Consider the following 13,252-nt stretch of genomic DNA (forward strand, 5'->3'; position numbering starts at 1 on the left):
CCTCAGGGTGCCGGCACGTCGTCCGCCCGCAGTGCGGCGAGCGTATCGGCAAACTCGGCACGCAGCGCGGGCCACAATTCGGCGAACACGTCGAGGCCCTCGTCGCGCACAACCTGTTGCAACCCGCTGGACAGCTCCGCGAGAACGCCGTGCCCGACCGCCAGGAAGCCGCCACTCAGCGCATGCAGCTCGCGCACGACCGTCTCCGTATCGCGTCCGGCCAGCGCGCGATCGATCGAATCGAATGACGCCAGCGTGACCCGACGCATCGCAGCAATCACGGTTTTCGGCATCGTGAAGCGATCGCCCACAGCACTCGCCGATCCGCCGCGAACTTGTACGCGAAGCGCCCGCGCCAGTGCCCGCATCAACACGGGCTTCGGCAGCAGCGCACGCATTCCGACATCCGCGCAGCGCTTTTCATCGCCTGGACCCGCATGCGCCGTCATCGCTACGATGGGTAACTGAGCGTCGCGTTCACGAATCGCGGCCGCGAGTCTCCAGCCGTCCATGTCGGGCAAACCGAGATCGGTCAGCACCACGTCGAAGCGGCCTCGCGCGAGCGCTGCCAACGCCTGCCCGCCGCTTTCGACGATCGTCGCTTCGGTGCCCAGCTCCCGGAGCTGGTCTGCCAGCAGCAGTCGGCTCGCCGAATGATCCTCGACGGCAAGCACGCGCAACGGCTCGTCGCCGACCTCCGTGAGCGGGGTCGGGTCGAGCGGATCGTGGTCCGCATCGCCATGGAGATCGCCGGCCAGCACGTCGTCCGTCATCGGCAAGGGGATGCGGACGCAGAACTCGCTGCCCTCGCCCGGCGCACTGCGCACCGCAATCTCGCCCCCCATCGCCCCGACGAGCCTCCGGCAAAGTGCAAGACCAATGCCCGTGCCGCCATATTGGCGATGGATCGAATCGTCGGCCTGCTGGTAAAGCTCGAAGATCGCCGACTGCGCCGGCAATGGGATACCGATTCCCGTATCGACCACGCGTATTTCGACGACGTCGCGCCCGCCCGCGCACAGCGTCACGCTGCCCGTCTCCGTAAACTTGATCGCATTGCCGAGCAGATTCGCGACGACCTGGCGGATCCGGATCGGATCGCCGGTGCGGTAACGCTCCATGTCCGCGGCGATGTCGCAACCGAGGCGCAGCCCCTTCGCCGTTGCCAGCGGCCGGAACGACTCCGCGACTTCGCCCAGCAGTGTCGCGCAATCGAACGGCACCGCATCGATGCGCAGTTGCCCGGCCTCGACTTTCGAAAGGTCGAGCACGTCGTTGAGGATATGCAGCAGCGCAGACGAGGACGAATCGACAATCTCCAGGCGCCTGCGCTGCGTATCGGCAAGCGGGCCGCGCTTCATCAGTTCAAGATTGCCCATCACCGCGTTGAGTGGAGTGCGGATTTCGTGGCTCATCGTCGCGAGGAAAACCGACTTTGCCCGGTTCGCCTGGTCGGCCGCCTGTCGAGCTTCGACGAGCGACTGCTCGGCCAGCTTGCGCGCGGTGATGTCGTTGACGGTCGCAAGCAAGGCATTCGCTCCGCGATATTTGACGCGTGCGATGTTGACGAGCAGATGCGTCTCATCCGCGCCGCCCATCACACCCGTGAGGGTGACCTCGTAGCCGACGATCGCGCGCCGTCGCGCAGGCAACTGCGCATCGCGCGATTGCACGAACGTTTGCCAGATTCGCAGCGACAGCGGCTCGCCAGCCGCGCCGGTCTCGTAGCGGGCCATCGCTTGGTTGCGCAGCAGAACCGCGCCATCGACCTCGCCGATCAGCGCAAGACCGATCGGTGCCGCGCGGATCAGCGTGCGATTGAGCTGCTCGCTTTCCTTCAGGCGCGAGGCGCTGCGGTAGGACGGCCCGAGGATGCGCCGGTTGACCAGCACGATCCCGCACCACAGCAACGCCAGACCAAGTAGCGCCACGCCGGCAATCTTGAACAGGCGGGCCTCGACGCCACGCAACATGGTCTGTATCGAATAGACGTAGACCAGCGTCCAGTCTGTCCCCGGAATCGCATCGCGGATCACGAAGCGCCCGTCGCGAAACAGGTGCTCGATGTCTTCCACGTAATCGCCGGCCGGTGCGTGCGCGAGATGCGTCACGTCGGCGTGCCGTGCCGCCGACAGCAAGGTATTCCCGGCGCGATCGACGATCGCGAATGCGCCACCGTGCGAATCGTCGTCAAGCTCGTTCAGAAGGCGTTCGGGATGAAGCGTCTGAACAATCAGCACGATTGGCCTGCCACGGCCATCGAACGCCCAGGATGCAATGCGCAGCCGCTGCTCCCCCGTGATGACACCCGCGCGCGGCGGCATCCAGAGTACGCCATCGGGCACATGCGCCGGGTAAGCTGCCGCTGCGCGCACCATCGCCGCAACGTCCGGCCACGCCTGAGGCAGCTGCAACGGCAGTTGCGCGGCCTGCGCCGGCTGCAGCGCCGAACGGGATGTGACATACAGCGACAACGTGACAAAGCGACCGTCGGCACCGATCATGTACACGGCGTTCGTCAGCGGCTGCGTCCTCTTCATCCACCTGCTGCTCTCGAACACCCGTTCGCTCAACGCGAGCAATGGCCCATAATCGCTCGCCGGATGAGCTTCATCGATAATGGCCTTCAGCGCGTAGGCCCGGTTCAATTCGTACGCGTCGTGCATCAGCAAGCCGCGTTGCTCGGCAAATGCTCGCTCGATCAGCGGAGTCGGGCGCGCGCGCTCGATCCATCCACCTTGCACCGTTGCCACTTGTTGCTTCAGCAGCGCGCTGTTTTCCGACATGCGCACCAGCAGGTGCGACTTGACAGTGAGGAAGTGCGCACGTAGCGCGGCCTGATAGTCAGCGAACTCGCCACGCGCGACCGCGCCAGCGCACGCCAGCATGAAAATGCCAAGCACCGCGCCGCCGCCATACAGCAGCCGGCGCTGATACGCGCGCATCCAGTCCGGATCGAATTGCCTGCGGCTCACAGGACGATTCAGGCGGTACAACCATTCGCGAAGCCCGCGCATGCCGGCGTGGCTCAGTCGGTCGACCGACGGTCGTCGCTTTCCGACGGATCGAGCGTGCCCTCGTACTTGATCAGGTCGGCATCGCGCGTGATGCCGAGCTTGCGCATCGCGGCCAGTTTCTGTGCGCTGATGGTCTTCTTGCTTCGATGGAGCCTGTCGGCTATTTCGGTCACCTTATAGCCTTCGCGGAACAGCCGGACGATCTCCGACTCCCGTTTCGACAGCGCGGCCACAGCGCCGGTATCCGTGTGCTCGAGAAGCGACGCGACGGTCGGTGACAAATAGTGGCCGTTCGAGTAAGCAGCGTGCACGGCGGCGACAATGTGCGACATTGCGTCGGATTTGCTTGCAATGCAGTGCACGCCGAGTTGCTGCAGCGCGCGAAAGACCGGCGGGGAATTGAGCATGGTCACCGTCACGATTCGCAATTGCGGATAGCGTCGCGTCAGGAAGGCGACGAGTGCCTGGCCATCGCCGTATTGCCCGGCCGGCATCACGTAGTCGAGTACGAGCACGTCGCACGATGTCGTGTCCAGCCGGTCGATCAGTGCGGCCGTGTCCGACACGACCGCGACGACTTCGATCGTCGGCATGGCTCTCAATCCCTGCGCGATGCCGTACCCCGACACCGGATGGTCGTCCGCGACGATTACTCGAACCGAAAATTCGTCCATCTTGCACCCGCGCTCAGGAATGAGGCGCGCACTAGCGCCATGTTGTGATTATTTGAGATTCATTTGGGCCGGATTATATCTCAATAAGTTTGCTTGACCCGGAATTGCCGGTCGTTGCAGCCGGAATCACGCGCGGAATTCGAAACGCAATCTCAAAGATGCGAGCGGCGCGATTCGAGCAGGGACGCGACCACGCAACGCGACGGCACGCCCGTCGCCGACAATGTCACTGGTAGTCCAGCAGCACAGTCATTGCCCCCTTCACCGTGCCGGGCTTGATCGTAGCGTCGGTCTGGATGTAGGACGCTTGCATCGGAATCGCATACGCACCGCCGGTCGCCGAGTCATACGAATCCACCTTCACCGATGTGCCAAAAGTTGCTGGCATGCCCTTGTCGTCGGCGATCCGGATTTTCACGCCGCTCGCAGTCGAATCGGTGGCGAGCGGCAACACGCCCGGCGAACCTGCGATCTCACCACCAACGGGATCGAGCGTATAGCCGATCCGGTTGTACCCCTTCGGACAATTGCTGATCTTGATCTGGAAGCTGTGCGCGTCAACCGTCGAACCGACACCGCTAAATTTATGCAGCGATGTATTGGGCAACGGCACGGCCTGGGCCGGCACAGAGCACGTGCCGCTAATTCTTTTCACGGTCCCGCCAAAGTCAATAATGGCGAGTCCTTGCATGGTATAGATTCCGAAATATCTGCCCTTGATCGTTCCGTCTTTCGCTTCCAAGCCACCTATTAAAAACTGAACCTCAATTGGCTCCTGAATCTTAATCCGATATTGATAACTGTCGTCATAGCGCTTTTGCGCTTTACCATTAATCATTACACGCACCGACATTCCGCTCACATTCGTCGGGGTTTCCGGCCCGATAACGGAACCCAATCCGTCACCTTGCGGCCATATCTGGAAGCCCCTCATGCTACATGTGGCATTTCCACAAATTTCCTGGGGCGCAAATCTGGCACGGCCGACGATCGTGCCCACCTTCAAATCGTCAGGAAGCGACGCATCCAATGTGGCCGGCAGTGTGAAATCCGCTCCGGGGAGCGTACCCGCCCTCAAGTCACGAGGAAGCGACGCATTCAATGTGGCCGGCAGTGTGTAATCCGCTTTGGCCATTGTCGGAAATGACAGCGCGGCGATCAAGCCAATGATACAGCTACGCGAATGCAGCCCTCGAAACGCGTAGCGCCCAGCCGTCTCAACCACCGCTTCCGGCCCCGACTCCACGATCCGGCCGATACGCGAAAACCTCACCGTGAGTATCGAACCGCCCGTTATCCTTGACATTCCTCGCAACGTCATTCTTTTCAATTTCATAAAATAGTCTTTCTAAGAAAACGGATCGGCAATCGTCGAGTCCAACTGGACGACGCATCCAGCAACCACCGCCGGCAAGGCGATGGCACCGATCGAATCGATCGACACCATTCGCCGAATTCGGGCGTCTCTGGAATCAGCTTGGTGCCTCGCACGTGCCGTCAATACGACGGACCCCGCGCTTCGCGTCACGCCCCTCGATGACCGGCAATGCGTACTTGACCGAACAACGCGCATCACCCTCGTCGTTCCAGCGCACTGTGAGCGTTCCCTTCTCATCGAGTCCGCGCGCGAAGATTCGGCTCGCCTGCCCCACCACGCCAACTTCCTTCCCTTGTTCATTCAGCACCGCGGCGCCGAACGGCAGTGGCGTGCCGTCTGCATGCCGTGCATCGATGACGGCCGACTTCCCCGACACGGTCGGGAATTCGAGCATCGGCACAGCACCGGCTCGCGGTGCGACCATCTGTGTCGTCATCTTCAGTTCGACGTCCGTCGACAACCCCTGTGGATCGAGTTCGACCGAGTTCATCGAATACGGCGTCAGGAATGGAACAATCGCGTAGCCGCGCCAATCGACTCGCGCACCCGGTGCATTCATCACACGCGCGCCAGCCGCATCGGGCGCCTTGACGATCCCGAAGGTTTCCGACAACGGTTGACCCAGCGTCACCCCGCCAGGGTGCGCGACCACCGCGCCGCGAAGGCCGAGCGAGCCCTGCTGATAGCCCGACCCGGCACCGGCCGTCGCGGAGACTTCCGCATACCTTGCGCGATACACGACGCTGCCGCTGCCGTCGCTGCTTGCCCGGCTGCTGCCGGACCAATGGTTTGCGGTCGCGCTATAGGAAAGCGCGCTGTCACGCCCCGCGGAGCCGGACACCGTCGCGAGCATCTGATTCTGACCGTTCGTGTCGTGCGAGAAGCTCGTCGTTGCAGTCATCGGCGACTTCCTGCCGAGCGGAATCGTCGCGCTCACGTAGTACCGTGTGTCGCTCCGGCCCATGCTGTTCTGCTGCCGTTGCACGGAGAGGCCGTACGTGATCCGGCCGAACGAGTTCGAATACGACGCGGCATACGTCACGTCCGAACCGCTCCGGTTCCAGTAGTTCGTCGCGGAAACGGTCAGCCCAAGCTGGCCGCCCCGCTCGCCGAGCCGCTGGTTCAGCGTCACCGACGCACGGCTTCGTTGCCGCGCGACCGCGTCGATCGAGCCCTGGTTCGCGACTCTCTCGCGCACCAGCATCGCATCGTTGAGCCCGAAATAGCCGCTTGTCGAGTAACGGTACGCAGCCACCGTCACGTCAGTCTGCGTCTTTGTGATCGATTTCGCATAGCTGATCCGCGCACTGGTGCCGCTGAAACGCTTGACACCCGGCACCGCGGTGTTCGCCTGCGTGACGTCGATACCGAATGCACCATACGGCGTATTGAACGCGCTACCGAGCATCACCGACAGGTAGCCCTGCGCAAGCGTGGCTCCGCCATATCCGGTCAGCAGGTTCGTGATGCCCTGTTGCCACGTACCCTGCATGAACAGCGGATTGCGGTCGCTTTGTGTGTCACGCACCGTGCCCGTGACGAAGCTGTAACGGTGGACGCCGGGCCGCAGCGACAATGGCACCGCCGCATACGGCACGCTGAACTGATGCACCGAACCGTCGGCTTCCGTCACCGACACCTTCAGGTCGCCACCGTAGCCGGTTGCGTAAAGGTCGTCGATCTCGAACGCCCCGGGCGCGACCGTCGTTTCATATATCGTCACACCGTTCTGGCGGATCGTCACGTGTGCGTTGCTGTTCGCGACGCCACGCACGACCGGCGCATATCCGCGCATTGAATCCGGCAGCATCCGGTCATCGGAGGCGAGCTGCACGCCGCGAAACTGCGTCGAATCGAACAGGTCACCCGATGTGTATGATTCGCCGACGGTCAGTTGCGACTTGATGCTGGGCAGATCGCGACGCACATAGGTTGCGATGTCCTGGTACTGGCCACCGCTACCGGTCGCCCAGTTGTATGCCCCGTCGTGGCGGAAATGCCATTTTCCCGCATTGACGCCCGCGCTCAGGCCGACATACCCCTGCGTGATCGTCGGGCCGCCGCTGGCGCGGTTCGTGTATAGGTTCGCGCTGTAGTTCAGCATCCCGGCCGTCACGCCGGAATCCCAGCGCTCCGCGCCCACATAGCCGCGCGGGCTACGCCGCAGCGCGGTTTGCGGGATACTCAGACGCATACGCTGATCGTCGAATGCGAACACGACCGTGGCGTCGGGAATCGCATCGGGCAGCTCGATGCACGCATGCGCTTCGCGCAGCTGCGCGAGCACGCCCGCGGGCAGCCGTTCCACGTCGACGCCGATGGCTTGCAGCAGCTCGTCGTCGAAACACGGCTGCGCATCGGCGGATCGGGTCGACGCGCGGAACGGGATCTGCGCGCTCGTGACGAGGTTCTCGTTGGCGTACACGTCAACGCTGTACGTCCCCGGCAGAACGACGTTGCCTTTCTCGAAGCGGGACAAGTCTGCCTGGCGGCCTCCGTTGTTCTTGAGGAAGCCACTGTCGAACTCAACGCTCGCCACCTGCGTTGCCACATCCTGCGAATTGGACACCCCATCCGATTCAACCTGCATGCCGCTGGCATTCACGTGCCAGCCCGCGACTGCCGACAACACCATCGAATAGAGTACGTTCAGGCGCGGCATGCGACTCAGGTCAACGCCACGGTGGAACAGCGAATTCATGTTTCACCTGTATTTATTTCGGCATGCGAATTGAATGGCAAATGACTTGCCGAATTTGGTTTCGATTTCGAGTGGAATGACCGCGCGCAACTAGCGCCCTTACCCGCTCGCTATCACGTCACGGGCCGGACCTTGGCAGCCGGAGCCCGCGCGTCACGCATGCGCACCGCCGAGCGTGCGGCTGAATCAGTCGCGTGCGGCACCGCCGACGCGAGCCTTCTTGGCGGACCTGATCGTCCCCCAGTCGTCGATCAGACTGTACTCGACCATGGCATCCGCTGCCGGAGCGGTAGCGAGCCCGGGAATCGCAAATCTGGCGGAATCCATCGGCCGGACATAACCCGGCTTCAGCTCGTACTTCTGGCCATTTGTTTCAAGCTCGACGACGCCGAGATTGACGACGTACGAGCCCGGATTCGACGCCTTCAATTCGAAGCCATGCCCGTCATCTTTCGGCTCGATCGTCCAGCGCAATTGCTCGGCGGCCGCATCGACGGAACCGGACAATCCGCTCGGACGGTACATCACCTTGATACGCGACCGGAATGCGAGCTGAATCTTGTTCGCAGCATCGTCGCCGCTCGCCTTCGGCGGCACTTCCAGCACGTTGAGCCAGAACAACGATTCCCGATCCACGGGAAGCGGTTCCTGCGTGTAAATCATCCGCAACGTTTGCCCTTTGCCGGGCTCAAGGCGGAACATTGATGGCGTCAGCACAAACGGCACGGCGATCTGCTCTGGCGCCTGTTTTTCATTGCCAGTGTCGATCCATGCTTGTACGAGAGCAGGCGCGTTGCCGTCGTTCAACAGCCGGACAGTGACTTCACGGCTGTCTCCCGGAAAGATCACACGCGTTCCGGTGATCACCACGCTGGCATGCAGGCACGGCGCCCACAAGGCCGCACACAGGGCGAGCACGGCCGCTGGTTTCGGTATCTTCCAGATCATCCGTTTCCCCGTTCAACGAGTCTGATTCAGGCAGCCGCTCCGCGCGGAGGCACCTGAAGCAGGGAATATGCAGTTGGGAAGCCGCCCGACATGGCAGTCGGGCGGCTGGTTCGATTACTGGTAGTCCAGCGAGTATTGAATGCGCGAATTCGCAGTACCAGCCGCTGCCTTGCCGGTCGCGTAGTACTCGGCGTAGTAGTTCAGCGTTGCACCGCCATCCTTCAGCGCGACGACCTGCGAGCCCTGCTGGGCACCGGCAACGCCAGCCTTGATCGGCTTCTGCGAGTCGTTCAGCAGGTTGATCTGAACGTTCGTCGCAACCGGGTCAGTGCCCGACTTGACGAGATTCAGTCGGCCACTCGCCGTATCGACCGTGTCACCCGCTTCAAACACAGTCGACACCTTCGTTGAATCGCCCGTACAGCCGCTCAGCTGGATCGAAAACGGTGTGCGGCCTGCCACGTCGCCCGAATTTGCGAGCGAGCTCGCCGACACGCCGGGCAGCTTGACCGTCAAATTCTTGTTGCCGGTTGCGCCGCCGCCCGCGCCGATCGTGCAGGTTGTCGACAACACCTTGCCGTTGAATGAGATTTCGCCGTCGGCGGCCATTGCAGGAGCCGTTGCCGCGACGAAAGCCAGCATTGCCGCGCCGCGTACGATACGGCCGATTTCCATTTTCTTGTTCATGATCTCTAATCCAATGATTCAGACTGCTGTTAAAAAAGCCGACTTCTGGATAAATAAATTTCCACGACCAACGATTTGAGATCGTCAGCCACACAATAATCCTTAATCCATAATATTGCGATATAACCCCCTCTAACTTAAAAGCGAACGCCCACCCACAAATACATGAGGCGCCAAGAGATCAAATTCCAAATCACTGGATTTCGAATCGACTCGCGCTTCCGTCATCGATCAGATCGAGACACGTCGCGCAACGGATCAACTCGACGTCGTTTTCCACGCCCAACTTCTTCATCGCGTTGATCTTCTGCGCACTGATCGTTTGCTTTCCTTTCTTCAGTCGCCCTGCGATCTGCGTGATTGTCATTCCGGACAGATAAAGCCGGATAACCTCGATTTCGCGCGGCGACAACGTTGACGCGCGCTTGTTATCGCCGCTACCGACTAATTCGAGCGAACGCTTGATCAGTGGCGACAGATAGTTTCCGCAACCGAAGCAGGAATGAATAGCAGTGACGATATGGCCGGTGTCGTCGAACTTGCTGACGACGCTTGACACGCCGCGATCGAGAATAGACCGGATGATCACAGGATTCTCGTGCGAGACCAATGCAACAACCCCAACCTTCGGATAATTGCGCCGCAGATAGCCAAGCAGTGCGAGCCCTTCCATTTTCCCCTCGCCGCGCATCGCATAATCCACCAAAGCGACGTCACAATGCATGCGAGACATTGACTCGATTAGACTATCTGCAGTTCTGCACACATTGATGAGATCGATAGCATTTGTATTTCTAGCGATGCACTCCATGCCCGCAAGAGTCAATGGCCTGTCGTTGGCAAAAATAGTTCTTACCCCGAATTTTTTCATTCCAAATAGACACCCACTCTCGAAGTACCGCCATCCATCGCGGACACTAAAACCTGAATTTCTCGACTGCGAACGGAAAACGAGATTACTTGGAAGATAGTTTACGAATGGCCTCCAGATTCGAATATGGGACGAATGCTTGATCTCGGACGCGCCCGATAGGAACCGTCCTATATTTGACTGAATTTGACATTGCGCCCTGGCCTGCCCGTCGGCTGGTACACAAGCCGGCACTCCGCACCCGTAGGTCGGTCGAACCGTCTTCGAGCAATGAGATAGAACGGGGCTTGGACACTTTCGGCGAGTCGCGTCTGCTCTCGCTTTTTGCGTGAACGCATTTGCCCGGGAAGCACCGTCCGGGGCGGAGACCTTCGTCAGGACACGTGAGGCCCTTGATTCCCTTGATGGATCAAGGGACTTTTCTTTTTCTCGCCGCGGTGTCCCGCATCCAGCGTCACGGATGCCGGATGTAATCCACCAACGCCCTCGTATATTCGTCCGGCTGCCGATCAAGCAGACTCACCACGATCGCCACCGCGAACCCCGCCGGCACGCCGAACACGCCTGAACTGATCGGCTCGATCCCGAACCACGTCCGCCCGGCGAACCCCGTCAGCTGCGTGAAGTACGGGTACGTCGAAACGATGTAGTACACGCACACCGCGAGCCCCGTCAGCATCCCGGCGATCGCCCCGCGCGTCGTCGTGCGCTTCCAGAACACCCCGAGCACCAGCACCGGAAAGAAGCTCGACGCCGCAAGCGAAAACGCCGCCCCGACCAGAAACAGAATCTTCCCCGTATTGAGCGACGCGACATACGACGCGAACAGCGCGACACCAAGCAGCAAGACCTTCGAGATCGTCACGCGCCGCTGGCTCGACGCATCCGGCGCGACCATGCAGTAATAGACGTCGTGCGACAACGCATTCGCGATCGTCAGCAGCAACCCGTCCGCGGTCGACAGCGCCGCGGCCAGCGCACCGGCCGCGATCAGCCCCGACACGACATACGGCAGCCCCGCAATCTCCGGCGCAGCCAGCACGACCATGTCCGGCTGCATCTGGATTTCCGACCAGTGCACGATGCCGTCGCGAATCACCTCGACGACGCTGATCAGATCCGGTTCGAAGTGGTGCCACTGCGTGACCCACGCGGGCAGCTCGGCGATCGGCCGCCCGACGAGGCTGGTGAGAATCTCGTACTTGATCATCACCGCGAGCACCGGCACGCTCAGGTAGAACAGCGCGATGAAGAACAGCGTCCAGCCGACCGAACGCCGGGCCGATGCGACCGACGTCGTCGTGTTGTAGCGCGTGAGGATATGCGGCAGGCTCGCGGTGCCGAGCGACAGGCACAGCAGCAGCGCGAGGAAATTCCGCTCGCGCGGCTTGCGGTCGTCGTCGTTCGCCGCGGGAAACGGCTCGTGCATCGGTACGGGTGGCTCGGCGCGTGCCAGCAGATCGTCGCGCGCCTGGGTCCATGTCACGCGCGCAGCCGTCGGGTCACGCGGGAAGTCGGCCAGCTCACGCTCGCGCTGATTGATCTCGCGCAGCGGCCCGTTGTGGCGCCGCAAGTCCGCAAGCTGCTCGACGAGTTGCCGGCGAGCGTCCGCATACGATGCGGGCAAGCGATCGAGCTGTGCCTGCACGACCGCGGCCTGCCGGCGATACGCATCGCGCACCTGCTGCTCCTCGGCCGCGTCGCGCAGTTGCGCCTCGCGCGCCGCCACGCGTTCCATCAGCTTGCCGTAATTGAATTGGGGCACCGGTCCGAGGCCGTTCTTCATCGCGATCAGCGACACGGGAATCAGGATCGCGCTGATCAGGATGATGTACTGCGCGACTTGCGTCCACGTGACCGCGCGCATCCCGCCGAGAAACGAGCACACGAGAATGCCCGCGAGCCCGCAGAAGATCCCGATCGCGAAGTCGACGCCGATGAAGCGCGTCGCAATCAACCCGATCCCCTGAATCTGTGCGACCAGATAGACGAACGAGCACAGGATCGCGGCGCCGGCCGCGAGCGCGCGCACGGCGGTGCTGGAAAAGCGCGTGCCGAGGAAATCGGGAATCGTGTAGCGCGCGAGCTTGCGCACGTACGGCGCGAGCAGGAACGCGACGAGGCAGAATCCGCCCGTCCACCCCATCACGTACGCGAGCGCATCGTAGCCGGTTGCGTAGAGCGAGCCGGCGAGACCGATGAACGACGCCGCCGACAGCCAGTCGGCCGCCGTCGCCATCCCGTTGAACGCGGACGGCACGCGCCGCCCGGCCACGTAGTATTCGACGAGATCGGACGTGCGCGACAGCAGCCCGATCACCGCATACACGGCAATCGGCACGAACAGGAACACGTAGCCGATCCACACGCCTGAGCCGGTCGCGCGCTCGATCCGCCACAGCAGCAGCACGAACCCGAGAAAGCCGAGCGTGTAGAGCGCGTACGCGCGAATCAGTCGATGCGTCAGCATGGATCAGCGGGCATGGTGCGCATTGTCCGCGTGCGCCGCATGTTCATCGTACGCGCGCCGCAGCAGGCGGTCCGCGCGCTGCATCAGGCCGATGTAGACGACGATCAGCACGAGATACACGAGAATCGCGCCCTGCGCGCCGACATAGAACGGCAGGCTGAAACCGGCGAAGCGGATGCCGGCGAGCGCGGGCGCGAAGAACGGCACGACGAACGACACCGTGAAGCCGATCGCCATCAGCACCACGATCAGCACGACGTTGAAACGCCAATAGCGCGCATGGGCACGCGCGAGCGGCTCGGGAACGGGCGGCGGCGCGGCAGGCGCCGGACGGGACGGAACGGTCATGCCGTTATTTAGCAAAAAGCCCCTGCGCGGGCAATCGGGATTGCCGCGCAGGGGCTCGTGCGCGCAACGTGCGCAACAGGCGCGATCAGCGCACTTCGGCGAGCTGCTCGAGGATCGCCGGATTCTCGAGCGTGGACGTGTCCTGCGTGATCGCCTCG

9 protein-coding genes are annotated in these 13,252 nt (G+C 62.1%); all 9 read right to left on the minus strand.

Translation table 11 applies throughout. The annotated features are described in order from the left end of the window. Positions 1 to 2: 2 nt before the first annotated feature. Positions 3 to 3,017 (minus strand): ATP-binding protein, encoded by a 3,015-nt coding sequence (locus ACV22W_RS30510; RefSeq protein WP_448023128.1) that lies wholly within the window; start codon positions 3,015 to 3,017, stop codon positions 3 to 5. A gap of 11 nt (positions 3,018 to 3,028) precedes the next feature. Further along, positions 3,029 to 3,691 carry a response regulator gene (locus ACV22W_RS30515; RefSeq protein ID WP_448023129.1) on the minus strand — a complete coding sequence of 221 codons (663 nt, stop codon included), beginning with the start codon at positions 3,689 to 3,691 and terminating at the stop codon, positions 3,029 to 3,031. A 226-nt stretch (positions 3,692 to 3,917) separates the two neighbouring features. Further along, positions 3,918 to 5,027 carry a fimbrial protein gene (locus ACV22W_RS30520; protein WP_448023130.1) on the minus strand — a complete coding sequence of 370 codons (1,110 nt, stop codon included), beginning with the start codon at positions 5,025 to 5,027 and terminating at the stop codon, positions 3,918 to 3,920. A gap of 136 nt (positions 5,028 to 5,163) precedes the next feature. Then, entirely contained in the window at positions 5,164 to 7,770 is a 2,607-nt protein-coding gene (locus ACV22W_RS30525) for a fimbria/pilus outer membrane usher protein (protein WP_448023131.1), read from the minus strand. A gap of 186 nt (positions 7,771 to 7,956) precedes the next feature. Beyond that, positions 7,957 to 8,718: a fimbrial biogenesis chaperone gene (locus ACV22W_RS30530; RefSeq protein WP_448023132.1), complete on the minus strand. Its 762-nt coding sequence runs from the start codon at positions 8,716 to 8,718 to the stop codon at positions 7,957 to 7,959. A gap of 114 nt (positions 8,719 to 8,832) precedes the next feature. Beyond that, positions 8,833 to 9,405 carry a fimbrial protein gene (locus ACV22W_RS30535; protein ID WP_448023133.1) on the minus strand — a complete coding sequence of 191 codons (573 nt, stop codon included), beginning with the start codon at positions 9,403 to 9,405 and terminating at the stop codon, positions 8,833 to 8,835. Between the two features lie 193 nt (positions 9,406 to 9,598). Further along, positions 9,599 to 10,276: a LuxR C-terminal-related transcriptional regulator gene (locus tag ACV22W_RS30540; protein ID WP_448023134.1), complete on the minus strand. Its 678-nt coding sequence runs from the start codon at positions 10,274 to 10,276 to the stop codon at positions 9,599 to 9,601. Between the two features lie 454 nt (positions 10,277 to 10,730). Continuing rightward, positions 10,731 to 12,746 (minus strand): VC_2705 family sodium/solute symporter, encoded by a 2,016-nt coding sequence (locus ACV22W_RS30545; RefSeq protein WP_448023135.1) that lies wholly within the window; start codon positions 12,744 to 12,746, stop codon positions 10,731 to 10,733. Between the two features lie 3 nt (positions 12,747 to 12,749). Next, complete coding sequence (locus ACV22W_RS30550) at positions 12,750 to 13,094, minus strand: DUF4212 domain-containing protein (protein ID WP_448023136.1); 345 nt, start codon at positions 13,092 to 13,094, stop codon at positions 12,750 to 12,752. Positions 13,095 to 13,252: the final 158 nt, after the last annotated feature.

This window comes from Burkholderia sp. AW49-1 (genome assembly GCF_053427845.1).

Bases quoted from the DNA above. Each gene is read 5' to 3' on its own strand.
- ACV22W_RS30510 (WP_448023128.1), bottom strand. From the start codon at position 3,017: ATGCGCGGGCTTCGCGAATGGTTGTACCGCCTGAATCGTCCTGTGAGC.
- ACV22W_RS30515 (WP_448023129.1), bottom strand. From the start codon at position 3,691: ATGGACGAATTTTCGGTTCGAGTAATCGTCGCGGACGACCATCCGGTG.
- ACV22W_RS30520 (WP_448023130.1), bottom strand. From the start codon at position 5,027: ATGAAATTGAAAAGAATGACGTTGCGAGGAATGTCAAGGATAACGGGC.
- ACV22W_RS30525 (WP_448023131.1), bottom strand. From the start codon at position 7,770: ATGAATTCGCTGTTCCACCGTGGCGTTGACCTGAGTCGCATGCCGCGC.
- ACV22W_RS30530 (WP_448023132.1), bottom strand. From the start codon at position 8,718: ATGATCTGGAAGATACCGAAACCAGCGGCCGTGCTCGCCCTGTGTGCG.
- ACV22W_RS30535 (WP_448023133.1), bottom strand. From the start codon at position 9,405: ATGAACAAGAAAATGGAAATCGGCCGTATCGTACGCGGCGCGGCAATG.
- ACV22W_RS30540 (WP_448023134.1), bottom strand. From the start codon at position 10,276: ATGAAAAAATTCGGGGTAAGAACTATTTTTGCCAACGACAGGCCATTG.
- ACV22W_RS30545 (WP_448023135.1), bottom strand. From the start codon at position 12,746: ATGCTGACGCATCGACTGATTCGCGCGTACGCGCTCTACACGCTCGGC.
- ACV22W_RS30550 (WP_448023136.1), bottom strand. From the start codon at position 13,094: ATGACCGTTCCGTCCCGTCCGGCGCCTGCCGCGCCGCCGCCCGTTCCC.